20 protein-coding genes and 2 pseudogenes are annotated in these 21,854 nt (G+C 41.2%); 14 read left to right on the top strand and 8 right to left on the bottom strand.

Annotated elements, in window-relative coordinates:
- Window positions 1–52 precede the first annotated feature (52 nt).
- The 6 genes and pseudogenes from hisF to U3A58_RS18960 form a co-directional block, all read left to right on the top strand.
- Window positions 53–674, top strand: a pseudogene (hisF, locus tag U3A58_RS18985) (imidazole glycerol phosphate synthase subunit HisF); the annotation flags it as partial.
- 111 nt (window positions 675–785) lie between these two features.
- Window positions 786–917 (top strand): annotated as a pseudogene (locus U3A58_RS21875) (imidazole glycerol phosphate synthase subunit HisF); the annotation flags it as partial.
- Window positions 918–1,087: 170 nt separating this feature from the next.
- Window positions 1,088–1,687, top strand: coding sequence for a bifunctional phosphoribosyl-AMP cyclohydrolase/phosphoribosyl-ATP diphosphatase HisIE (hisIE, locus tag U3A58_RS18975; RefSeq protein ID WP_323825975.1), 600 nt, complete (start codon window positions 1,088–1,090; stop codon window positions 1,685–1,687).
- A gap of 257 nt (window positions 1,688–1,944) precedes the next feature.
- Window positions 1,945–3,546 (top strand): BCCT family transporter, encoded by a 1,602-nt coding sequence (locus U3A58_RS18970; protein WP_323825974.1) that lies wholly within the window; start codon window positions 1,945–1,947, stop codon window positions 3,544–3,546.
- Window positions 3,543–4,409: a universal stress protein gene (locus U3A58_RS18965; RefSeq protein WP_323825973.1), complete on the top strand. Its 867-nt coding sequence runs from the start codon at window positions 3,543–3,545 to the stop codon at window positions 4,407–4,409. Before U3A58_RS18970 ends, U3A58_RS18965 begins: the two co-directional genes overlap by 4 nt.
- A 54-nt stretch (window positions 4,410–4,463) precedes the next feature.
- Window positions 4,464–5,912 carry a Xaa-Pro peptidase family protein gene (locus U3A58_RS18960; RefSeq protein ID WP_323825972.1) on the top strand — a complete coding sequence of 483 codons (1,449 nt, stop codon included), beginning with the start codon at window positions 4,464–4,466 and terminating at the stop codon, window positions 5,910–5,912.
- Window positions 5,913–6,034: 122 nt separating this feature from the next.
- Here the strand turns inward: U3A58_RS18960 and U3A58_RS18955 are convergent, their stop codons facing one another.
- Both U3A58_RS18955 and U3A58_RS18950 read right to left on the bottom strand, forming a co-directional pair.
- The gene (locus U3A58_RS18955) at window positions 6,035–7,354 is read right to left on the bottom strand and encodes a S41 family peptidase (RefSeq protein WP_323825971.1); all 1,320 of its coding nucleotides are present in this window, start codon (window positions 7,352–7,354) and stop codon (window positions 6,035–6,037) included.
- A gap of 55 nt (window positions 7,355–7,409) precedes the next feature.
- On the bottom strand, window positions 7,410–7,802 hold the full coding sequence (locus U3A58_RS18950; protein ID WP_323825970.1) for a Dabb family protein: 393 nt from the start codon (window positions 7,800–7,802) through the stop codon (window positions 7,410–7,412).
- Between the two features lie 166 nt (window positions 7,803–7,968).
- Here U3A58_RS18950 and U3A58_RS18945 point away from each other — a divergent pair, with 166 nt between their 5' ends.
- On the top strand, window positions 7,969–8,955 hold the full coding sequence (locus tag U3A58_RS18945; protein ID WP_323825969.1) for an aldo/keto reductase: 987 nt from the start codon (window positions 7,969–7,971) through the stop codon (window positions 8,953–8,955).
- 75 nt (window positions 8,956–9,030) lie between these two features.
- Here U3A58_RS18945 and typA read toward each other — a convergent pair whose 3' ends face one another.
- Window positions 9,031–10,836: a translational GTPase TypA gene (gene typA / locus U3A58_RS18940; protein WP_323825968.1), complete on the bottom strand. Its 1,806-nt coding sequence runs from the start codon at window positions 10,834–10,836 to the stop codon at window positions 9,031–9,033.
- A gap of 528 nt (window positions 10,837–11,364) precedes the next feature.
- Here typA and U3A58_RS18935 point away from each other — a divergent pair.
- Both U3A58_RS18935 and U3A58_RS18930 read left to right on the top strand, forming a co-directional pair.
- On the top strand, window positions 11,365–11,787 hold the full coding sequence (locus tag U3A58_RS18935; protein WP_323825967.1) for a glycoside hydrolase domain-containing protein: 423 nt from the start codon (window positions 11,365–11,367) through the stop codon (window positions 11,785–11,787).
- A 92-nt stretch (window positions 11,788–11,879) separates the two neighbouring features.
- A complete protein-coding gene (locus tag U3A58_RS18930; RefSeq protein ID WP_323825990.1) occupies window positions 11,880–12,794 on the top strand; it encodes a glutaminase in 915 nt (304 codons plus the stop codon).
- Window positions 12,795–12,874: 80 nt separating this feature from the next.
- Here U3A58_RS18930 and U3A58_RS18925 read toward each other — a convergent pair whose 3' ends face one another.
- The 4 genes from U3A58_RS18925 to U3A58_RS18910 all read right to left on the bottom strand — a co-directional run bounded on the left by U3A58_RS18925 (window position 12,875) and on the right by U3A58_RS18910 (window position 13,999).
- The gene (locus tag U3A58_RS18925) at window positions 12,875–13,138 is read right to left on the bottom strand and encodes a YciI family protein (protein ID WP_323825989.1); all 264 of its coding nucleotides are present in this window, start codon (window positions 13,136–13,138) and stop codon (window positions 12,875–12,877) included.
- A gap of 9 nt (window positions 13,139–13,147) precedes the next feature.
- Window positions 13,148–13,330, bottom strand: coding sequence for a hypothetical protein (locus U3A58_RS18920; protein ID WP_323825966.1), 183 nt, complete (start codon window positions 13,328–13,330; stop codon window positions 13,148–13,150).
- Window positions 13,331–13,495: 165 nt separating this feature from the next.
- Window positions 13,496–13,747, bottom strand: coding sequence for a DUF389 domain-containing protein (locus tag U3A58_RS18915; protein ID WP_323825965.1), 252 nt, complete (start codon window positions 13,745–13,747; stop codon window positions 13,496–13,498).
- 6 nt (window positions 13,748–13,753) lie between these two features.
- Window positions 13,754–13,999 (bottom strand): DUF389 domain-containing protein, encoded by a 246-nt coding sequence (locus tag U3A58_RS18910; protein ID WP_323825964.1) that lies wholly within the window; start codon window positions 13,997–13,999, stop codon window positions 13,754–13,756.
- A 468-nt stretch (window positions 14,000–14,467) separates the two neighbouring features.
- On the opposite strand from U3A58_RS18910, the gene U3A58_RS18905 reads away from it, so the two are divergent.
- The 4 genes from U3A58_RS18905 to U3A58_RS18890 are packed head-to-tail and all read left to right on the top strand — an operon-like array spanning window position 14,468 to window position 17,426.
- Window positions 14,468–14,839: a response regulator gene (locus U3A58_RS18905; protein ID WP_323825963.1), complete on the top strand. Its 372-nt coding sequence runs from the start codon at window positions 14,468–14,470 to the stop codon at window positions 14,837–14,839.
- 60 nt (window positions 14,840–14,899) lie between these two features.
- Complete coding sequence (locus U3A58_RS18900; RefSeq protein WP_323825962.1) at window positions 14,900–15,697, top strand: MlaE family ABC transporter permease; 798 nt, start codon at window positions 14,900–14,902, stop codon at window positions 15,695–15,697.
- A gap of 2 nt (window positions 15,698–15,699) precedes the next feature.
- Window positions 15,700–16,452 carry an ABC transporter ATP-binding protein gene (locus tag U3A58_RS18895; protein WP_323825961.1) on the top strand — a complete coding sequence of 251 codons (753 nt, stop codon included), beginning with the start codon at window positions 15,700–15,702 and terminating at the stop codon, window positions 16,450–16,452.
- The gene (locus U3A58_RS18890) at window positions 16,449–17,426 is read left to right on the top strand and encodes an MlaD family protein (RefSeq protein ID WP_323825960.1); all 978 of its coding nucleotides are present in this window, start codon (window positions 16,449–16,451) and stop codon (window positions 17,424–17,426) included. Before U3A58_RS18895 ends, U3A58_RS18890 begins: the two co-directional genes overlap by 4 nt.
- Before the next feature lie 3 nt (window positions 17,427–17,429).
- Here U3A58_RS18890 and U3A58_RS18885 read toward each other — a convergent pair whose 3' ends face one another.
- Complete coding sequence (locus U3A58_RS18885) at window positions 17,430–18,494, bottom strand: endonuclease/exonuclease/phosphatase family protein (protein ID WP_323825959.1); 1,065 nt, start codon at window positions 18,492–18,494, stop codon at window positions 17,430–17,432.
- 154 nt (window positions 18,495–18,648) lie between these two features.
- Here U3A58_RS18885 and acnA point away from each other — a divergent pair, with 154 nt between their 5' ends.
- Window positions 18,649–21,426: an aconitate hydratase AcnA gene (acnA, locus tag U3A58_RS18880; RefSeq protein WP_323825958.1), complete on the top strand. Its 2,778-nt coding sequence runs from the start codon at window positions 18,649–18,651 to the stop codon at window positions 21,424–21,426.
- The last annotated feature ends 428 nt before the right edge of the window (window positions 21,427–21,854 follow it).

Raw genomic sequence — 21,854 nt, 5'->3', positions numbered from 1 at the left:
ATGATGAATGTTGAATATCGAATAATGAAGTATATAAAGGTGAAGTTAAACAATGCTTACTAAACGAATTATTCCCTGCCTAGACATCAAAGAGGGTCGTACTGTCAAAGGAGTCAACTTTGTAGAGCTAAGGGATGCAGGTGACCCTGTGGAGCTTGCAAAAATCTACTCTGATGAAGGAGCTGATGAACTGGTGTTTTTGGATATCACAGCTACGGTGGACAAACGTAAAACATTGGCCGAACTCGTTACCAAAGTGGCTAAAGCCATCAATATTCCTTTTACCGTTGGAGGAGGGATTTCTACAGTGGAAGATGTGAAGGTTTTGCTGAATGCTGGAGCAGATAAAATTTCCATTAATTCATCGGCGGTGAAAAATCCTCAGATCATCAATGAAATGGCTGCTGAATTCGGCTCCCAATGCATCGTGGTCGCCATTGATACTAGAAATGTGGATGGAATTGACTTTGTACATACGCATGGCGGAAGAAAGGCTACTTTGCTGAAAACCCAAGCTTGGGCTCAGGAGGTGTGTGATCGGGGAGCAGGAGAGATCTTGCTGACTTCCATGGATCATGATGGCACCAAGGCAGGTTTCTTCAATGAGCTTTTGGCAGAGATTTCATCTGCACTTTCCATTCCGGTGATAGCCTCAGGCGGTGCGGGTACGATGCCACANGGATCATGATGGCACCAAGGCAGGTTTCTTCAATGAGCTTTTGGCAGAGATTTCATCTGCACTTTCCATTCCGGTGATAGCCTCAGGCGGTGCGGGTACGATGCCACATTTCAAAGATGTGTTTACCTTTGGCAAAGCAGATGCTGCGTTAGCGGCAAGTATCTTTCACTTTAAAGAAATAAGTATCCCGGAATTGAAAGGGTATTTGGGAATTGAAGGAATAAGTATTAGAAAGTGAAAGAACCTTTGGGGTGTTATTTGGAAGGAGGAACGACTGAAAAATCTCCTCGAAGGTTTAAATAATTATTGATAGTTTTCTATAAGGATTTTTGAACTTATTAGGGAAATAAAATAGTAGATAATAATCAAAACCTTCGGGGTTTTGGAAACCCCAAAGGTTAAAAAGATATGAACATAGATTTTAAGAAAATGGATGGTTTGGTACCGGCGATTGTGCAGGATTCTAGAAGTGGAAAAGTCCTGATGCAGGGCTACATGAACGAGGAAGCGGTAGCCAAAACCAACGAGTCTGGGATGGTGACTTTTTTCAGCCGTAGTAAGAATAGGCTGTGGACCAAGGGCGAGACTTCCGGTAACTTTATGGAATTGGTAAGTATGGCTTCGGATTGTGATGGAGATGCTATTTTAGTGAAAGCGAATCCTCGTGGACCGGTTTGTCACACAGGAGCAGATACGTGCTTTGATGAGGTCAATACTTCAAAAACAGGCTTTATCGATCAATTGAGAGCCATTATCAAGGACCGCAAAAACAATCCCACCGATCAGTCTTATACCGCTTCGCTTTTTGCCAAAGGCATCAATAAGGTAGCTCAGAAAGTAGGCGAGGAAGCTGTGGAAATAGTAATCGAGGCTAAGGATGATAACAAAGAGCTATTTATGGGAGAGGCAGCTGATTTGCTTTACCATTATCTGGTGTTGCTGGAAGCTAAGGGCTATGAGCTGGATGAGGTGATGGATGTGTTGATAGAAAGACATAATAAAAAGTAATTCTGGGCTCACTTTTGTTGGTCTGTAGTGACACAGACCAATAGATGTTTGGCGGTTTGTGGTGACATAGCCAAGGCAAGGATGGCTCATATTTGCAAATAATGATTACTCAAGGGTTGAAGATAATTCAACCCTTTTCTTTTGGGAAGATAGAATTCCTTAACTTTTTATTTCTTTCCAGAGATCGAGATAATTACATAAATCAATAAGCACAAGATTCACCAAAAGTGCTTTTTAACGAACCGAATTTTTAGCCTATGAAAAACAAATACGTAGACATCCATAACCCTGTATTTTTCCCAACGGTGATTTTGTTGGTTGTATTTATGGCAGTCACTATTATTGTAGGCGAACCCATGCTGGTTTTGTTTGATTCCTTTAAAACTTTTGTGACAAATAAGACTGGCTGGTTATTCATTTTGGCGGTCAACTTTTTTATCATTTTCTGTCTTTATCTGGGCTTTAGTAAATATGGATCGATCAGGTTGGGAGGTAAAGATGCTACTCCGGACTTTTCCACCAGCTCATGGTTTTCCATGCTTTTTAGCGCAGGGATGGGCATTGGCTTATTATTCTATGGGGTGACTGAGCCAGTTTCTCATTATGCCAAACCTCCAGTAGCAAATCCCTTTACTGTAGAATCAGCTCAAGATGCGATGAGTTTTACCTTTTTACATTGGGGAATTCACGCATGGGCCATTTATGCTGTCGTAGCTTTATCGCTGGCTTTTTTTGCCTTTAATAGAAATATGCCTTTGACTATCCGGTCGGTTTTTTATCCCTTGCTAGGGGATAGAATTCACGGATGGATGGGAGATGTGATTGATGTTTTCTCTGTGATGGCGACTATTTTCGGTTTAGCGACTTCTCTGGGACTTGGTGTGCGACAAGTGAGTGGGGGACTTTCTTATGTCTTCGGTACTCCAAATAATGTATGGATTCAGGTAGCGCTGATTGCTGGAATTACCGCTATCGCCACCATTTCGGTAGTGTCTGGTGTGGACAAAGGCGTGAAATTTCTGAGCGAATGGAATGTGAGAATAGCAGCTTTGCTTTTGATTTTTGTACTGATTTTTGGGCCTACCTTATTTGTCTTCAAGTCTTTTATCCAAAATATGGGCATTTATGTCGATGAACTGGTCGAAATATCTACTTGGACTGAAGCTTTTGTAAATAAGGAATGGCAGGGAGACTGGACGGTGTTTTATTGGGCCTGGTGGATTTCCTGGTCGCCATTTGTTGGGATGTTCATTGCCCGGATTTCAAAGGGAAGGACGATTCGTGAGTTTATTTTTGGCGTATTATTAGCACCCAGCATTTTGACTTTTTTCTGGATGACAACTTTGGGCGGTTCGGCTATCTTTTTGGATATGCAGGACACCTTAGCCGGGGGGAATCATGAATTTGCTAAGGCAATAATCTCGGATGAGTCCACGGCACTATTTGTCTTTTTGGAGAAATTCCCCCTTAGAATGGTGGGGTCAATTTTGGGGATTCTATTGGTTGCTAGCTTTTTTGTAACTTCCTCTGACTCTGGGTCTTTGGTAGTTGATAGTATTACGTCTGGTGGTAAACTAGACACTCCTACTCCTCAACATGTGTTTTGGGCTACCACGGAAGGTGCTGTGGCGGCCGTATTGCTCATCGGTGGCGGGCTGACAGCTTTGCAAACAGCCACGATTTCTACCGGTTTGCCCTTTCTGTTTATTTTGATAATTATGTGCTATTCCCTGCTGAAAGGGGTGAAAAAAGAATATGCCCGAGACAAGCAACTGACTGATGAGCTGGATCAAAAATCCTATGCAAATCGCCTGGCCAAAGTGATAATGAAGCAAATTGATAAAGATAAAAAGCCATGAAGCCATTAAAGAACATCGGAATTTTTCTTGATCTGAGCGAGACGGATGAATTTTTATTGAGGTATTTCAAAAAACTGGATGATGTATTCGAATTTGACTCCCTCACATTAGTGCATTTTGTTGCATTAGAGAGTGATTCTGCTGATTTGGCGGCCTTGACCCAACAACTTCCCAAACCCCTAGAGGAAGTTTTGGAGGATGAGCTGATGGAATTGGTGGATAAGGTTTTTGGCAACAAGAAATCCAGCATTCATATTAAAATTGAAATGGGAGGGAAATTGGATATGCTCGTTAAGTGGGTGGATTCCCAGCGGTTCAATCTATTGGTGCTGGGCAAAAAAGCAATTGAAGCTGGAACGGGAGTATTTAGCAGCAAAGTGATACGTATGACTGAATCCGATTGTCTGTTTGTACCTGAAGAGGCCAATACAGCATTTGAAAGCATCGTTTTGGCATTAGATTTTTCGGGATATTCAGAAAAAGTGATTATTAGAGGGATGAATTTGTCCAAGAAACTTTCATCCATATTGATGCCTGTGCATATATTGAGGGCTGGTTTCCAATATTTTCCCTACTTCAAAAATCAGGAAAAGTATCAGAAATCCTTACTGACCAAGGCTGAGAGTAATTTCAAAAAGATACAGAAGAAAACGGGGCTAAACGAGGAATTGATATGTGTGGAAGACAGTGGCAATCATATCAGTCAATCTATCCATGAATTTGCTTCGAAGCATCAGGCTAACTTGATAATCATTGGGAGCAAAGGAAATGCTGATGAGGATGATTTGTTGATTGGAAGTGTAGCGGATCGATTGATCTCAGCTGAGCGGGAAGTGCCTATTTTGATAGTAAAACCAGACTAGTCTATCTAAGCATAATGTAAGTGAATCCATCAAAGCATAAGCAACAAGTTTACGATGAAAATTATAAATACCATAGCAGTTTTATTGTTTTTGTTAACTAGTATTCCAGCAATTGCACAGCAGAAAAACTATTACCAAACGGATTTCTCAAAAGAAGAATTTGCCAGTAGAAGAGCAAAGGTTTTTGATGCCATTGGAAACCAATCTATTGCGGTGATCCAAGGTTCAGGTGGCACTCCTGGAGTTAGTGTTTTTCGCCAATCCAACTCTTTTTATTATTTGACAGGAGTAGAATCTCCCCACGCATACCTTCTTCTCAATGGAAGAAATAAGCGTTCAACGCTTTATTTACCCCATAGAAATGAGGGAATGGAGAATAATCAGGGCAAAGTGCTTTCAGCGGAAGATGCAGATTTGGTGAAAGAACTAACGGGAATTGACCAGGTGAAGGGGATCGAATTTTTGGCCAGTGATTTAAGCGGAACAGGTTTGATCAGGCCTCCGGCTCCTGCGCTTTTTGTAGAATTTAGTCCAGTAGAAAGTGGGAATGACAGCAGGGACGAACTTTTGGCCAAACAGGTTATGGCCGCTTCTGACCCCTGGGATGGAGCTGCTTCCAGGGAAGCAGCATTTATTGAAAAACTGCAATCGCAATTTCCTCAATTTGAAATCAAAGACCTGACGCCTATCCTTGACGGAATGCGACTGATTAAAAGTGAAAAGGAGATTGAAATTATCCGAGAAGCTACTCAGATCGCAGGTTTGGCAATCATTGAAGCAATGAAATCTACTGAGCCTGGTGTCTATGAATATCAACTAGGAGCAGCTGCCAAGTATATTTTCACTTTACATGGAGCTATGGGGGATTCTTATCCGGCGATCATTGGAGGAGGGACAAATGGCTACATGGGTCATTATTTTCATAAAACAGACAAGCTTGTAGATGGAGATTTGGTGCTGATGGATTATGCTCCTGATTTCAAGTATTACTCGAGCGATGTGACGCGTATCTGGCCGGTGAATGGCAAATTCACTGAAGAACAGCGTGCGCTTTATGAATTTATCGTAGCATACAGAGATGCGCTTTTTCGATATATCAAACCAGGAGTTACTTCTAACGAAGTGCTGGATCAAGCTGCCGCAGAGATGAAGGAGTATATGGTAGGAAAGACATTCGTGAACCCAGCCCATTTAAAAGCTGTCGAGGAAGGAATCAAATTTCGAGGACATTTCCAGCATCCTGTAGGAATGACAGTTCACGATGTAGGGCGAGTGCATGGTGTGGAACTGCAGCCAGGAATGGTATTCACAATTGATCCGATGATCTGGATTCGGGAAGAAAGACTATATATCAGAATCGAGGATGTAGCTGTAGTCACAGTTGATGGAGTAGAAAATTTGAGTGCATTTGTGCCTATCAGTATTGAAGAGGTGGAAAAAACAATCGCGGAAAAAGGGATGATAGAACTTCGGCCCGCTGTGAAATTGCCACTCGTTAAATAGCCTTTTACCTTGCGCTGGATCCAGAGTCATGGATGTTAATGGTTTCAGATTTTCAGAGAAAAAAACAGCTTTTTAAATTGAAAAAGCGGCCTTGTTTATTTTGAATTAATCTCCTATTAGCTTTAATAGGCTGGAAATTCCTGCTGCAAACCTTTGAATTGATCGATCATTTCCCACTTTGGTCTGTAGAAAGTATTTAATAATCTTCCGCTGACAGAACCATTTTCAATAACATGCAAAGCAGCAGCTAGGCGCAGGTCACTAGCATCGCCCCAGATGAATTGGGGAGTATCACCTACTGCAAAGTCAGCTGGAAATCCCTCGAAATATTCTGCTTTTCCTTCAGAATTAGCAGTGGCAAAAGTGATAGGAACTAACTCTACATTGTTGTCCTTTAAGGTTTCATTGTAGCTGGAAAGGGGAAATGAGCCAACAGGTTTGCCATAGGTGTTATCCCCAACTAATGTGATGTCAAAATAAGGAGCTAGCGAATTGATCACTAATTCTGAAGCTGAAGCTGTACCACGGGAAGTGATGAAAATCAGCTTATCAAGGTTTAAACTTCCTGCCTTTTTGAAATCCACACTTTTCTGAATATCCGTTTTCAAGGAATTCAGCTTATTAGTGTACATCAATTTATTGGAATTCGAAGCCTGTATCAGGTAATTGTTGATTTGCTCTGCTACAGCTACCGACCCACCACCGTTGTATCTCAGGTCTATAATTAATTCATCTATTCCAGCCTCTTCGAAAAATTTCATGGATTCATCCACCTCTAGGCTTATGGTTGGTGATTGTCCGGCTGTAGCTTTGAAACTCTGAAAGACCCAATACCCAACTTTTTTGTCAGCAAAGGTGATTATTTCCTGATGCAAAACTGAGTTTGACTGGTATTCAGCTTTTACATTTGTGCGTGTGGTATTGGTACCGTCAGGCAATTTGAAAGCGAAGGAATTTGTGATTCCGGGATCTGAGGTTCCTAATTGAAAATCGTATCCCCCAGAAGCATTTTTATATGCTGAAATGGCTTTGTCATTGATTTCGATAATCTCCCAGCCCCGTTGCCAGCCATCTTTTCCTGCAGGGGACTCATCATAAACAAAAGTAAGATACAGTCTCTCAGTGGCATCGAATGCAAACCCAAACCCATGTCCCGCATTCTTGCCTACAAATGCTTTGTTGAATGCTTCCTGTGTAGTCAGGTAGGAGAATCTATCTAGAGGTTTAAAAATAAGTGCATCTAAAAGCTCTTGATTGGTGCTATAGTTGGTGGTCTTGATACCAGCTGGAATTTCTGCGTTCCAATAATACCATTCCTCCATGGATTCTAGTATAGCACCTCTCACTTTTGCAGATTGTGGGGCTGGAATTATCTCACCTTTTGGTTCACATGACCAGATGAGCAAAATTAACATACAGTAAATCCACTTTGAGCTATTCATAATTATCAGACTTAGCTGTAGTTAACTACGCGTGAGAGGTGCTTTTAGATCTGCTTTAAATAGCGATATCGTACACTTGTACTTTTTTCCACATGTGGGAGTATTTATCGATAAACGCCAGGTGAGTAGGGTCTGATTGATACACCAACTGATCTTCTAAGCTATCAAAGAAAGCCGTACAAGATACTTGGAAGCTATGATCGACTACATCCCTGTCTTCTGTGGCCGCAGGCGTACCTGCGATGAATTTACCTACAGTCTTGCAGCGGCCAAGCATCGGAACAGCTTCGGTAAGGAATTCTTGTGTATTGGCTGTATCGTGTAGCCAAAAATAAACTTGGTGAATCATTTTTTGTTTTGCCATTTCTTTAGCGATTGAGGTTATAGGTAAGACAGCGGTGGCACCTGCCACGCCGATGGTTTTGATAAATTGTCTTCTTGATTTCATTTGTATTGGTTTTAGGCTAGAGAGATAGTAGGTTTTTTCTAACGGACAAATATCAGTTCGAACCGTGATTCTAAAGATAAAAATTTAAATTACTTTTAAATAATCAGGCAGTTTTTAGCCTCTCTTTTAAATCCTTATTTTCTTTTTAATATTAATCTACGGAAGAATGAAGTACAGAACGCTAGGAAAAACCGGATGGAAAATTTCTGAAATTGGTCTAGGCACTTGGCAAGTTGGTGGTGGCTGGGGAAAGCCATTTGATCCAAAAATCGCTGAAGAAATATTGCATACCGCATTTGACCATGGGATCAACTTTGTGGACACCGCTGATGTCTATGATGCCGGACTAAGTGAGGCAGCTGTAGGCGAAGTGGTAAGACAAAGATCCGAGAAAATCTATGTGGCTACCAAATGCGGCAGACGAATCCAACCTCATATCAATGAAACTTACACTGTCGAGAAGCTACGGCGCCATGTAGAGGACAGTCTGAGAAATACTGGGCTGAATCGATTGGATTTGATTCAGCTACATTGTCCGCCTACGTCCGTCTATCATAGAGATGAAATTTTCACCTTATTTGAAAAGATGAAGTCAGAAGGAAAAATAGCTTCCATGGGTGTGAGTGTGGAGAAAGTAGAGGAAGCCAAACTAGCTTTGGAATATGAGATTGTTTCCAGTGTTCAGGTGATTTTCAATATGTTTCGACAGAAGCCCGCAGAAGAGCTTTTTAAGTTAGCAGCTTCCAAAAATGTAGGGTTAATTATTCGTGTTCCTTTGGCAAGTGGGTTACTTTCAGGAAAAATCACCCCGGAAACTACTTTTTCCAAAGACGATCATCGACACTTCAATCGTGAAGGGAAGGCATTTGATAAGGGAGAGACTTTTTCAGGTGTGCCTCTGGAAAAAGCATTTCCAGCTGTGGAAGAGATCCGAGAGGTTTTTAAAGGGGACGGACCTTTGGCTGCGATAGCGATTCGCTGGATTCTGATGCGTGAGGAAGTAAGCGTGGTGATTCCAGGTGCTTCTAATTCATCTCAATTGGAGTCAAATGTAAAGGCGGGACAACTTCCTGAAATCACCCCAGAGCAAATGCAAGCAGTGAAAAAAGTGTACGATAACCATATCCGGGACGAGGTTCACCATCTTTGGTAGAAAGCTAAAAATCCCCCAGACTTGCATCTGAGGGATTCAATATATTGACTCTAGAATCTTTATTCTACAATCTTATTAAGCGTCTTTTTTCGCCATTCTGGTTCTTTCGCCTTCTTCCAAATAGATTTTTCTCATTCGGATAGACTTAGGAGTGATCTCTAGGTACTCATCTTTTTGGATGTATTCCATAGACTCCTCTAGAGAGAACTTCTTAGCGGGTACGATTCTCACGTTGTCATCAGAACCTGAAGCACGCATGTTGGTCAATTTCTTGCCTTTCTGTATGTTTACCACAATATCATTGTCGCGAGAGTTTTCACCGACTACCTGACCCGCGTATAGCTCATCTCCTGGATCTACGAAGAATGTGCCTCTATCCTGAAGTTTATCAATAGCGTAAGCAGTACACTGCCCAGCATCCATAGAGATCAATGAGCCGTTAGTACGACCTGGCATTACACCTTTGAAAGGCTCATAGGCAGTAAATCTGTGGTTCATGATTGCTTCACCTTGAGTAGCGGTCAGCATGTTATTTCTCAACCCGATCAAGCCTCTTGAAGGAATTTTAAATTCCAAGTGTTGAAGATCACCTTTTGGCTCCATGACAAGCAATTCACCTTTACGCTGAGTAGCAAGCTCGATGACCTTACCGGATGTTTCCTGAGGCACATCTACGAACAAGGTTTCGATAGGCTCACATTTCACACCGTCGATTTCTTTGAAGATTACCTGTGGCTGACCTACCTGAAGTTCGTAACCTTCTCTTCTCATCGTTTCGATCAAAATAGACAAGTGAAGAATACCACGACCGTAAACCAAGAATTTGTCTTCAGAATCTGTAGATTCTACACGAAGTGCCAAGTTTTTCTCAGTCTCTTTCATCAAACGGTCTCTCAAGTGACGGGAAGTCACAAATTTGCCTTCTTTACCGAAGAAAGGAGAGTTGTTGATAGTAAAGAGCATATTCATTGTAGGCTCATCGATAGATATTCTAGCAAGAACCTCTGGATTTTCAGCATCAGCAATGGTATCACCGATCTCAAAATCTTCGATACCTGTCACTGCACAGATATCACCTGCAGCTACTTCAGTTACTCTTAGTTTTCCTAGCCCTTCAAACGAATGAAGTTCTTTCACTTTCATTTTTTTGATTGTGCCATCCCCTTTCATTAAGGCGATTTGCTGATTTTCTTTGATAGTGCCTCTTTTTACACGGCCGATAGCAATTCTACCTACGAAGTTGGAATAATCCAGTGAGGTGATTTGCATCTGAAGTGTACCTTCCTCGATTTTCGGAGCTGGAATATGTTCCAAAATAGCATCCAAAAGAGGGAAGATAGTATCTGTAGGGTTTTTCCAATCAGGACCCATCCAGTTTTGCTTAGCTGATCCGTAAAGTGTCTGGAACTCCAGCTGCTCTTCGGTAGCGTCCAAATTGAACATCAAATCGAATACTGACTCATGCACTTCGTCAGGACGACAGTTTTCTTTATCTACTTTGTTTACTACTACTATAGGAGTCAATCCAAGATCCAATGCTTTGCCCAATACAAATCGGGTCTGTGGCATAGGCCCTTCGAAAGCATCCACCAAAAGGATTACGCCATCAGCCATCTTTAATACACGCTCTACTTCACCACCGAAATCGGCGTGACCAGGGGTGTCGATAATGTTAATTTTAGCGTCTTTGTAGCGAACGGATACGTTCTTTGAAAGAATGGTAATTCCTCTTTCACGTTCCAGGTCATTGCTGTCAAGAATCAAATCCTGAAACTGCTGGTTCTCTCTGAAAATCTGAGAAGCGTGAATGATTTTGTCCACGAGTGTAGTCTTGCCGTGGTCAACGTGTGCGATAATCGCGATATTCCGAATATTCTGCATGGTTTGCCTAATTGAAGGCGCAAAAGTACAAATAATATTTTGCAGTAAGGTTATGACTTCGTGAAGTTTGACTCTTTTCTTGGATGTTTTTCTAGGGAATTGGAATTTGTCACATCTAAAAAAGGCTCCCATAGATCAAAACCCTATTTGAATAAGGATGGAGTTTGGTTAGACTTGTGTGTTCATTTTTCCAAAATTGTAATTATCTGATTGGTAAATACTTAAATCAGCCAACTGCTTAACACCATGAAATTAATCTCAAAATTACTTTACCTGATTTTATTCGTTTTTTCATGTGTTTATAATTGATTTTTATTGGTCATAACCTGTCCCGTGACGAAGGAAACGGGATGGAATCTCGCATGGTAGATAATCATCCCAGTGTGTGACGCCTGCGACTTGCTCGATTTCATGCCACTTTTCCTTTTCTCAGGAAAAGCCTTCAGATCTGGTGAATCCATTTATTGGCACAGCTCCTCTAACTGACCCAGCCATTATTGGCTATATGCCGCCAAGAGAATGGCGGGTATGGTCAGTATTTGTAAAGGAAATCAGCCTGATCACGAAGCGCCATTTGCGTATTTTTATGTAGGAAAACCCGAGAAATCACAGGCGATTTTGGATAAAATCATGGCCGAACTCTATGGTATTGGCCCGGAAGGCTTGGCGCTTTCGGGAATGGACGATGCAGGTGAGATGTCCTCTTGGTTTGTCTGCGCGGCTGTGGGTTTGTATCCCATGTCGCCTGCCGATGCAGATTACTTGGTGACAGTCCCGCTTTTTGAGGAGGTGACCTGGAAGGTGAAAAATGGAAATGATCTTGTAATTCTCAACCCTAATCGTGGCAGAAATCTAAAAGAGATTAAAGTCAATGAAATAGCAATAAACGGATATTATGTTGGCCATGACTTGTTCAGAAAAGGCGGGAAGATAGAAGTGGTGACGGATTAAAATTAGCAACCTTGGCCTGTGTCAACACTGTAAGAGTTAATTCTTTTGGGCAATGGCTTTTAATGTCTATTAAATTTCCACAATTTTCTGAGATGGACTATCAGCAGCTAATTGAAGATGTGTACCAAGAGGTGCAGGAGGAGAATCTTAAAGGGAAAGTAGCCGACTACATTCCTGAAATTGCCTCAGTAAACCCAGATCAATTTGGGATAGCATTGGTGGATCTCAAAGGAGATGTGTATGGTATAGGGGATCACCGAGTTCCATTTTCTATCCAAAGTATCAGCAAAGTCCATACACTGACGATGGTTTTCCAATCATTCAATTCAAAACTTTGGTCCCGGGTGAATGTTGAACCTAGTGGTGATCCTTTTAACTCTATCGCACAATTGGAATACGAAAAAGGAATTCCTAGAAATCCTTTTATAAATGCTGGAGCCTTAGTGATCACTGATGCACTGTGTAGCAAATTTGAAAATCCGACCAATCAAATTTCAGAGTTTATCAATGAGCTTTCAGGTGAGAGTTGTGTGAGAATTAATGATGCTGTCAAGAATTCAGAAAAGAATCATGGGGCACGAAATACAGCATTGGCTTACTTTCTTAAATCCTACAAGAACTTTAACAATCCCATCGATGAGGTGCTTGATGTTTATTTTTCGCAATGCGCTATAGAAATGAATTGTGTAGATCTAGCCAAGTCCTTCTCCTTTCTAGCTAATGACGGGTTTTCGATTTTTGCCAATCGGGAGATTCTATCAGAAAGCCATGCTCGACGCATTAATGCGCTGATGTTGACTTGTGGATTTTACGATGAAGCAGGAGAATTCGCTTATAGAGTTGGACTTCCCGGTAAAAGTGGGGTAGGAGGCGGAGTTGCCGCCGTGATGCCACATAAGTTCAGTATTGCTGTTTGGAGTCCTGAGTTAAATGAGAAAGGGAATTCTGTCAAGGCGATTAGAGCCTTAGAGCTTTTGACAGATAAATTGGCATTCTCCTTATTTTAAAATTGATCGCCCTCAACTACAGGTGATTTCTGAATCTTTTAAATCAAAAGATGGTAATCTATCGTCAGATCGAGGGTGCCCTAAATGTTAATTTTAGCGATTTTTGAATGCATATCCGCCATCAGCATTAAGGCGGCAGAGCCATACCATTCTTTCACATCCATCTTGAGCACACCAGCCTTTACTGCCGGATCTGTAGCCGTGAGCTTTTCAGCTTCTTCCAGACTTTCTACTGCAAAAATGAATAGTCCACGTAATTCCTCATTCCCGAAGAAAGGCCCTGCCATGACTAGTTGCCCTTCTTCTGACAGCTTATTAATATTAGCCATATGTCCAGCTTGGATATCTGTGCGCTACTGATCTTTGTATTCAACTACTCGCTCCCCCCGGTAGAGGAAAGCAATAACGTATTTTCTCATTCCATAATCATCCGCGCCGACTTCTTTGGCCATAGTTTCGTCATAGGCTTTAATTTGGGCAAAAGAATAAGAGGTAGCGATCCAAGTGAGGATCAATAGGAAGAATAGCTTTTTCATAATATGCTGGAATTAATGTTTGACTACTAAATGTATATAGGATTTGGAAAATCTGGGAAATAGCGGAAATAGAATTTTTATTCCTTCTCAAAAGGTAATGGTAGATTCATATCAGTTTGTCCGCTTCCACTTTGATTGATCGGTGTTTTTCAAAACCTTGGGCTTTTATTCTCTCTTCGCGAGCCGGAAATGATCCCGGCGAGTCCTCCGAAGAGTGCGATCAGCACTTCCCAAATCGTCGGATCGGGTTCGGGCAAGCAGCTCGGATTGGGCATTGTCCAGAGGCATAAAAGTGAAGTAAATCAAGGAGGTTAAAATTGCTATAAATACGGCTATTCCGAGGTTTCTCAACGAGCGTTTGAGCAACTCAAAATCATTGATTCCCGCTACCATCCCGATCCCCATAATGGGATTCATTAGGGGCTAAATGAGCATCGCTTTGATAACTACCGACATGGAATTTACATTCAATACTACCGAGGCAACAGAAATAGAGAAGATCAAAATCCGGAGATTTGCGCCTTTGAACTCTACGTTTTTTGTGATGAATTCTATGGTCTCCAGCTTATATTCCTTACTCTCGTGAAGGTTAAAATGAACTCGAATATATAGGAGAAATCGTATGAATAGATTACTTCGTTTTTTTCTTGGCTTGGCCACTTCCATCATTTTCTTGAAAATAAATCTTGGCGAAATAACTAAAATACAAACCTGTTTTGGGGTAGGGTAGTGCAATTTTACTGACAGAATAATCTCCTGTTGATAAAAAAGGTTGACATAGGACTATTTTTGTCACTGCCACAAAATCATCTCCTGAGTCAGGAAGCTTCACTTTATATTTTTATAGCTAACAAGCTGATTTTATGATTATTGAATAGGATTTAGGGTTCACATAATATGGATAGGCTAAAAAAATTAGTCTTGACTAAAAATTAGACTTTTTTGAATGGAAGTAGAAATTTGGCTTACTAGACTTCGGATTAAATCTCCAGTAGAATTTGCGAAGAAGACAGTACATCTCAAGTCGGTATCGAACTGAATTGACCGCAATAGCGTTGGGACAGGTATTAAAATTTGACTTAAATTTTTTTAATTTTAGTGATCTCAACTTAGTCTATGACCATTGAATTTTCCAGAATGAAATCTACACCTATCAAAAAAATCTTACTTCTCGACGACGATAGAATTCAAGGAATTTTATATAAAAAGCGGTTTTTGAAAATTAATTCGGGAATCGAATTTGTTTACTTTGACACACCGAGTAAGGCATTGGATTTTCTTAAAACTGAATCTATAGATTTGCTTTTGATAGATTTAAATTTGCCTGAAATGAGTGGATGGGAATTTGTGAATGAGGTAGAAAAAGTGAGTCCTAATTCTAAAGTAATTTTGCAATCAGGTTCAGTTCAACAGGAAGAAACTCAGCGGGCAAATTCTGACAAAAGGATAAGTCAAATTTTTGAAAAACCATTAAGTGAAACAGATCTGATTTCCATCTTGGGACTTTGAAGTATTTTAAAACTATCCTTTAGAATAATTTAATTAATTTCGAGCCATCAGAAAGAATGTATGACTGAAAAAGCAGAAGACAGAAAGCCCCTGCTTTCAAAGAAAATAGATAAGTTTTTTATCGGACTGGCGGACGCTTGGAATTTCTTTAGGCGATTCTTCAAAGAAGTATTTGTGCCACCTTATGAATTTAGGGAGGTTATTCATCAGTGTTACCGTATAGGTGTAGAATCACTACCGTTAATTGCATTGACGGGCTTTATTGTAGGAATCGTTTTTACTAATCAATCCAGACCTTCTCTGGCTAACTTCGGAGCTACTTCATGGCTTCCTTCCCTTATTTCCATTGCAGTAGTTCGTGCCATGGGCCCTTTGGTTACGGCTTTGATTGCAGCAGGTAAGGTTGGGTCTAGTATAGGAGCCGAGATCGGTTCTATGAAAGTAACTGAGCAGATCGACGCCATGGAAGTCTCTGCTACCAATCCTTTCAAATTCCTGGTAGTTAGCAGGGTGCTAGCGACTACATTTATGTTGCCTGTACTGGTGATGTTCACCGATTTTGTAGCATTAATGGGATCTTTTCTCAGTGTGAATGCTAATGAGAATGTAAGTTTACTGACCTTTTTTGTAGAGGTTTTTGAAGCTATAAGTTTTCTTGATATTATTTCCTCGGTACTTAAGGCATTGTTGTTTGGCTTCACTATTGGTATTGTAGGCTGTTATAAAGGTTATAATTCGTCCAAAGGAACCGAAGGAGTAGGCCGTGCGGCAAATGCTGCGGTGGTTATGGCTATGTTCTTGATATTCATTGAAGAATTGCTGGTTCTTCAAATCGTAAACGCAATCCGAGCATTTTAATCATGGAAGAGAAGGTTGTAGTAATTCGCGGTTTGGAGAAGTCTTTTGGAGACTTGGATGTTTTAAAAGGGGTAGATCTTGATTTGCACAAAGGTGAGAATCTGGTTGTATTAGGAAAGTCAGGATCTGGGAAGTCTGTATTGATTAAGATCATGGTTGGCCTCTTGAAGCAAGATTCGGGATCAATGAATGTGTTGGGCAAAGAAGTTTCCACACTTAAAACCAGAGAATTGAATGCATTACGCTTGAGAATTGGGTTTTCTTTCCAAAACTCAGCACTTTACGATAGTATGACTGTTCGGGAGAATATGGAATTCCCCTTAGTGAGAAATATTAAGAATCTTACCAGGAAGGAGATCGCCATGAAAATAGAAGGTTTGCTGGATAGCGTGGGATTACCCCAGTCTATCGACCAAATGCCTTCTGAGCTATCCGGAGGTCAAAAGAAAAGAATTGGAGTAGCGCGTACGTTGATTTTGGAGCCTGAAATAATGCTTTATGATGAGCCTACTGCTGGATTGGATCCAATTACATGCGGAGAGATCAACACGCTGATCAACCAAGTAAGGGAAGAGTATAATACCTCATCCATCGTCATTACACACGATTTGACCTGTGCCAAAGAGACAGGTGATCGAGTGGCAGTGTTGTTGGATGGACAGTTTGACGCTGTTGGGACTTTTGAGGAGGTATTTCCTCACGCAGAAGACAAACGTATAAAATCATTTTACGATTATAATTTCATCAACTCATGAGAGGGGAAAATAAAAGAACCGTCATAGTAGGCATATTCGTCTTCCTAGGCATAGCAATTTTGGTGGCAGGTATCTTGACACTTGGTGGCCAACAGAAAAAATTTGTAAAGTCAATTCAGCTAAAGACTGTATTCGATGATATCGGAGGGCTTCAGACTGGGAATAACGTCTGGTTTTCTGGTGTTAAAATCGGGACCGTCCGTAAAATCAATTTCTACGGAGATGCTCAGGTAGAAATAGAAATGAACGTGGAAGAAGAAGTAGTAGAATTCATACGTAAGGACTCTAAGGCCACTATCAGTTCAGATGGTTTGATCGGCAACAAGATCATTGTGATCTATGGAGGAACTACCTTGGCGCCTCCTGTGGAAGATGGCGATAGACTGGTGTCTGTGATGCCGCTGGATACGGATCAGATGATGGAAACCTTGCAGGTGAATAATGAAAACCTGGTGGAGATTACAGGAAACCTAAAAAACCTTACGAGCAAACTTGCCCAAGGCGAGGGGATGGTAGGAGCTGCACTAACTGATTCACTGCTTGCAGAGAGCTTCCGTGCTATTGTGAAAAACCTTAATCAGGCTTCCATCAATAGTAACCGAATGATAAATGAATTGAATAGCTTCACATCCAAATTGAATCAAAAAGGAAATCTTTTCAATGACCTTGTCACTGATACTACAATGGCTGCTGATCTGAGACAATCTATGGAGAGCTTGAAAGAAGCTGCGACTAACTCTGAGGAAATGACTCACAAGCTAAGTGCCATCACAGACAAGTTTAACGATCCTAATAATTCTTTGGGTATGCTGTTGAATGATCCTGAATTTGCTCAGAGTCTTAAGAGTACACTTCAAAATGCAGATTCAGCCACTTATAATTTGAATCGCGGTATGGACGCCCTTGAGTACACCTGGCCGTTCAATAAAGGCTTCAAGCGTAAGCAAAAGGCTGAAGAACAAGAAAACAACTAATTGCTATTTATCTTCATCATCATTGAGCCCGCGAGAAATCTTCTCATGGGCTTCTTTTTTTTCATCCCCGTTGGCTTGGATTGTATCCGTATCGTCTGTAGTTGTCAATACGACTTTGATAGATATTGGGAAATGATCTGAATCTATCCCCCTTTGGACTTTGAGGCTTGCCAACCCAAAGTGCTTGCTCAAAAAGATATGATCCAGCGGCCATCGGAATAGAGGGACTTTCGCATGGAAGGTATTGAAAAGCCCTCTACCACGTCTGGGGTCTGCCATCTCGGAGTTTTTTAAAAACAATTCTGTAGTGTAGCTCCATGCTACATCGTTTAGATCTCCTATGACTAAAGAAGGCTTGTTATTTTCTTTTGATTTTTTTCCAACAAGCAAAATTTCCGCATCTCTTTCGGTGCTTTTGTCATTTTCTCCAGGCACTGGCGGTGTGGGGTGAATCGCATAAATGGTAATTACTTCCCCATTTCGCAACTTCACATCTATTTCCAAGGAGGGAATTTGATCATCGATCAGATAATTTACTTTCTGCCGGATTATTTCCATTCGAGTGTATAACAGCAACCCGTAGGTGTTGTCCATTGGAAGTTTTATACGTGTTGGATAGCTATTTTCTAATTCAGCAAGACCATTTTCCCAAGCTTTATCCGTTTCTACAAAGAATACCAAGTCCGGATCGGCAGATTTAACCAGAGCTACAAGTTTGCCATAGTTTGTGTTATACTGATACACATTTCCAACTAGGATATGAATTCCGGCCTCCACAGAATATGGAACCGTATCGATCATTTTCTTACCCAGTGGAGTGAACGGCCATACTTTGGTAATCAGGTAAATAGAAGTTATTGCCAATGCAAAAATCCAGAGATAGGGTTCTAGATTTGACTCTATGTCCAATGTTAAGATCCAACAAATAATCAGTACCAGGGTGATCACTAGTTTTTGAAGCCTAGGGTAATCGAAAATCCGAACCCACCAATAGTCCAGCTTGACTAAGGGGAAAAATGCAGCAAATAGAAAGAATGCACTGAAAGTTCTTAGCAGAATGTAGCCCATGTAAAAATTTGTTTTTCTTTAGTTAAATTAAAGTTGAGAAATCTGCCCGAATAATGGCAAGACTTTGGGACTCTATTTGAGAAGATGGAATCCTAAGTAAGTATTTTGAGTTACATCTATGAATCCTTTTTTTTTACCCTAGCCTCTATAAATCATGAGCCAAGACCCATACCAAATTAAAACTACGCTAACAACTTCTACTGGAGATCATACCTACTGGAGTCTGGAGAAACTTGAAGCAAAAGGTCACAAAGTAAAGCATTTGCCATTTTCAATTCGAATTTTGTTGGAAAATGCATTAAGGAATTTCGATGATTTTGCTATCACCAAAGAGCACTTGGAAACGTTGCTAAATTGGTCACCAAAACTCTCAGACAAAGATATTCCTTTCAAACCTGCGAGAGTATTGATGCAGGATTTTACAGGCGTCCCAGCCGTAGTGGATATTGCTTCGTTAAGATCTGAAGCAAAAAGAAAAGGTAAAGACCCAAGCACAATTAATCCTTTGATTCCTGTGGATCTGGTGATTGATCACTCGGTTCAGGTAGATTACTTTGGTACAAACTACAGTTACCAGCGAAATGTAGAGGTGGAGTACGAGCGGAACTCTGAGCGATATAAATTCCTCAAATGGGCTCAGAAAACTTTTGATAATTTTTCAGTAGTTCCTCCCGGAATGGGGATTTGCCACCAAGTAAACCTAGAATATTTAGCACAAGGAGTGATCAAACGCGATGGTTTGGTCTTTCCAGATACACTAGTAGGCACAGATTCTCATACCCCTATGGTAAATGGAATCGGAGTAGTAGGCTGGGGAGTGGGAGGAATAGAAGCGGAAGCTGCTATTCTTGGTCAGCCGATTTACTTCATCATGCCCGAAGTCGTAGGTCTAAAGCTGACAGGTAAACTTCCGGCAGGAACGACCGCAACCGATATGGTGCTTACGATCACAGAGTTATTGAGAAGACAGAGCGTAGTAGGCAAGTTTGTGGAGGTTTTTGGTCCAGGTTTGGATCACCTGTCTGTTCCAGACAGAGCTACGATTGCCAATATGTCTCCTGAATTTGGCTGCACAGTGACTTATTTCCCCATAGATGACCGCACACTTGATTACATGGGCAAAACCAATAGATCTGAGGAGCAGATCAAATTGGTGGAAGAGTATTGTAAGGCCAATATGCTTTGGAGAAAAGAAGAAGATCTGATCCAGTATAGCTCTGTGGTGGAGTTGGATTTGGGAACTGTAGAAGCTACCGTTTCCGGCCCTAAGCGTCCTCAGGATAAGATTTTGGTCAGAAATTTCAAACCGAAATTCGGTGAATTACTTGAGTCAGTTCATGGGCGGCAGTACATTCCAATTGATAAGAGAGAAGATTTGGGCCGATTTCTTGAAGAAGGAGGAGGACAGACAGAGGATCAATCGGGGGTACAAGCACCTGCAGAAACAGAGATTAAAACCAAGATTAAAAATGGCTTAAAGACCGTTTCGGTCAGTCTCCATAATGAGAAATTTGAATTATATGACGGATCTATCGTCATCGCAGCAATTACTTCCTGTACCAATACCTCCAATCCTTCTGTGATGCTAGGAGCCGGTTTGGTAGCCAAAAAAGCCCGTGAAAGAGGTTTGGATGTGAAGCCATGGGTGAAAACTTCCCTGGCTCCGGGATCGAAAGTGGTAACGGATTACTTGGAGAAATCTAATTTGCTAGAAGACCTTGAAGCTTTGAGATTTCATACGGTAGGCTATGGATGTACTTCTTGTATTGGTAACTCAGGCCCTCTTCCAAGACATATCGCGAAAGCGGTCGAGGATAATGACCTAGTGGTTGCTTCGGTACTTTCAGGAAATAGAAATTTTGAAGCTCGAGTTCATCCTCAGGTGAAAATGAACTACCTCATGTCACCAATGCTCGTGGTGGTATATGCACTTGTAGGTCGTGTAGATGTGGATCTGTACAATGAGCCGGTGGGTTATGATCCAAATTTGGAACCGGTATTCATGAAGGATATTTGGCCAACTAATGAGGAAATAGCTGAAGTGGCAAGAAAAGTTCTAACTCCAGATGATTATCAGAAAAGCTACGGAGAGATCTTTGAAGGGAATGATATCTGGAAAGAATTGCAAGCCGGTGAAGGAGAAATCTATCCATGGGATGACAGCAGTACCTATATCAAGGAAGCGCCGTTTTTCAAAGGAATATCTGTGGATGTGCCAGAACCTAAAAACATTACAAATGCTAGGGTACTATTGAAGCTCGGAGATTCCATCACCACGGATCATATTTCTCCGGCAGGGTCTTTCCGAGCAGATACCCCGGCGGGTAAATATCTCAATGGACGAGGAGTAGAGCGACCAGACTTTAATTCCTATGGTTCCAGAAGAGGTAATGATGAAGTAATGGTAAGGGGAACCTTCGCCAACGTGCGGATCAAAAACCAGCTCAGCACCCAGGAGGGAGGGTTCACCACTTACATTCCTAGTAATGAGGAAATGAGTGTATTTGAAGCTTCTGAGAAATATCAAGCTGCACATGTGCCGCTAGTAGTCTTGGCAGGTAAGGAGTATGGCTCTGGATCTTCCCGTGACTGGGCTGCCAAAGGTACCAATTTACTGGGAATCAAAGCAGTGATTGCTCAAAGCTATGAGCGTATTCACCGAAGCAACCTAGTAGGAATGGGCGTGCTTCCACTTCAGTATTTACCTGGAGAAAACACGGAGAGTTTGGGCTTGACAGGCAAGGAAGAATTCAGTATTGTAGGAATTGAGATGGGATTGAAGCCTTCACAGAAATTTGAAGTAATCGTAACATCAGATTCTCAGGAGAAGAAAATCGAGGTGCTTTCCCGATTGGATTCAGAGGTCGAGATCGCTTACTATAAGCATGGAGGGATTTTGAATTACGTGCTAAGGGATTTCCTGAAGGATTAAGATACGCTGATATAATAGATCAAAACCCGTCAGAAATGGAGGGTTTTGTGGGTTATGAGTGTTTTACTCTGAGAAATTAATTTAGTTTATACACTTACCCACTATAATTCATATAGAGCTAACAAATAAAAATAAAAGCGATGTTATTAGGTTGGCATTGGTTGCCTACTTAAATGACCAATTGAGTTAAATAATTATATAAAAAACAGGGTTTGTGACTCATTTGTGACTAGATTAAAAATAAACCCCCTGTAAAATACTGATTTACAAGGGGTTTGTCCTTTTGAGTTATGGAGCTGGAGATACAGAAGTCGAACCATTTTGAGGAGGATTTAGAGCTTTTTGGCCCGCAATTATGTGGTAGGAGGAATTCCTGCCAAAGTGCTCAAGCAAATAGAAATATAAATCCCAAAATTATTCCGAGAAAA

The sequence above is a fragment of the Algoriphagus persicinus genome, assembly GCF_035156415.1.
GTDB classification, from domain to species: Bacteria; Bacteroidota; Bacteroidia; order Cytophagales; family Cyclobacteriaceae; genus Algoriphagus; species Algoriphagus persicinus.
Note: the sequence above shows the minus strand (reverse complement) of the source record. Positions and strands in the feature narration are given on the sequence as shown.

Excerpts from the sequence above, each read along its gene's own strand:
- U3A58_RS18895 (WP_323825961.1), top strand. The coding sequence starts at position 15,700 with ATGGAAGAGAAGGTTGTAGTAATTCGCGGTTTGGAGAAGTCTTTTGGA.
- U3A58_RS18965 (WP_323825973.1), top strand. The coding sequence starts at position 3,543 with ATGAAGCCATTAAAGAACATCGGAATTTTTCTTGATCTGAGCGAGACG.
- U3A58_RS18960 (WP_323825972.1), top strand. The coding sequence starts at position 4,464 with ATGAAAATTATAAATACCATAGCAGTTTTATTGTTTTTGTTAACTAGT.
- U3A58_RS18905 (WP_323825963.1), top strand. The coding sequence starts at position 14,468 with ATGAAATCTACACCTATCAAAAAAATCTTACTTCTCGACGACGATAGA.
- U3A58_RS18950 (WP_323825970.1), bottom strand. The coding sequence starts at position 7,802 with ATGAAATCAAGAAGACAATTTATCAAAACCATCGGCGTGGCAGGTGCC.
- U3A58_RS18885 (WP_323825959.1), bottom strand. The coding sequence starts at position 18,494 with ATGGGCTACATTCTGCTAAGAACTTTCAGTGCATTCTTTCTATTTGCT.
- hisIE (WP_323825975.1), top strand. The coding sequence starts at position 1,088 with ATGAACATAGATTTTAAGAAAATGGATGGTTTGGTACCGGCGATTGTG.
- U3A58_RS18920 (WP_323825966.1), bottom strand. The coding sequence starts at position 13,330 with ATGAAAAAGCTATTCTTCCTATTGATCCTCACTTGGATCGCTACCTCT.
- U3A58_RS18915 (WP_323825965.1), bottom strand. The coding sequence starts at position 13,747 with ATGAATCCCATTATGGGGATCGGGATGGTAGCGGGAATCAATGATTTT.
- acnA (WP_323825958.1), top strand. The coding sequence starts at position 18,649 with ATGAGCCAAGACCCATACCAAATTAAAACTACGCTAACAACTTCTACT.
- U3A58_RS18945 (WP_323825969.1), top strand. The coding sequence starts at position 7,969 with ATGAAGTACAGAACGCTAGGAAAAACCGGATGGAAAATTTCTGAAATT.
- U3A58_RS18910 (WP_323825964.1), bottom strand. The coding sequence starts at position 13,999 with ATGATGGAAGTGGCCAAGCCAAGAAAAAAACGAAGTAATCTATTCATA.
- U3A58_RS18935 (WP_323825967.1), top strand. The coding sequence starts at position 11,365 with ATGGTCAGTATTTGTAAAGGAAATCAGCCTGATCACGAAGCGCCATTT.
- typA (WP_323825968.1), bottom strand. The coding sequence starts at position 10,836 with ATGCAGAATATTCGGAATATCGCGATTATCGCACACGTTGACCACGGC.
- U3A58_RS18900 (WP_323825962.1), top strand. The coding sequence starts at position 14,900 with ATGACTGAAAAAGCAGAAGACAGAAAGCCCCTGCTTTCAAAGAAAATA.
- U3A58_RS18970 (WP_323825974.1), top strand. The coding sequence starts at position 1,945 with ATGAAAAACAAATACGTAGACATCCATAACCCTGTATTTTTCCCAACG.
- U3A58_RS18930 (WP_323825990.1), top strand. The coding sequence starts at position 11,880 with ATGGACTATCAGCAGCTAATTGAAGATGTGTACCAAGAGGTGCAGGAG.
- U3A58_RS18955 (WP_323825971.1), bottom strand. The coding sequence starts at position 7,354 with ATGAATAGCTCAAAGTGGATTTACTGTATGTTAATTTTGCTCATCTGG.
- U3A58_RS18890 (WP_323825960.1), top strand. The coding sequence starts at position 16,449 with ATGAGAGGGGAAAATAAAAGAACCGTCATAGTAGGCATATTCGTCTTC.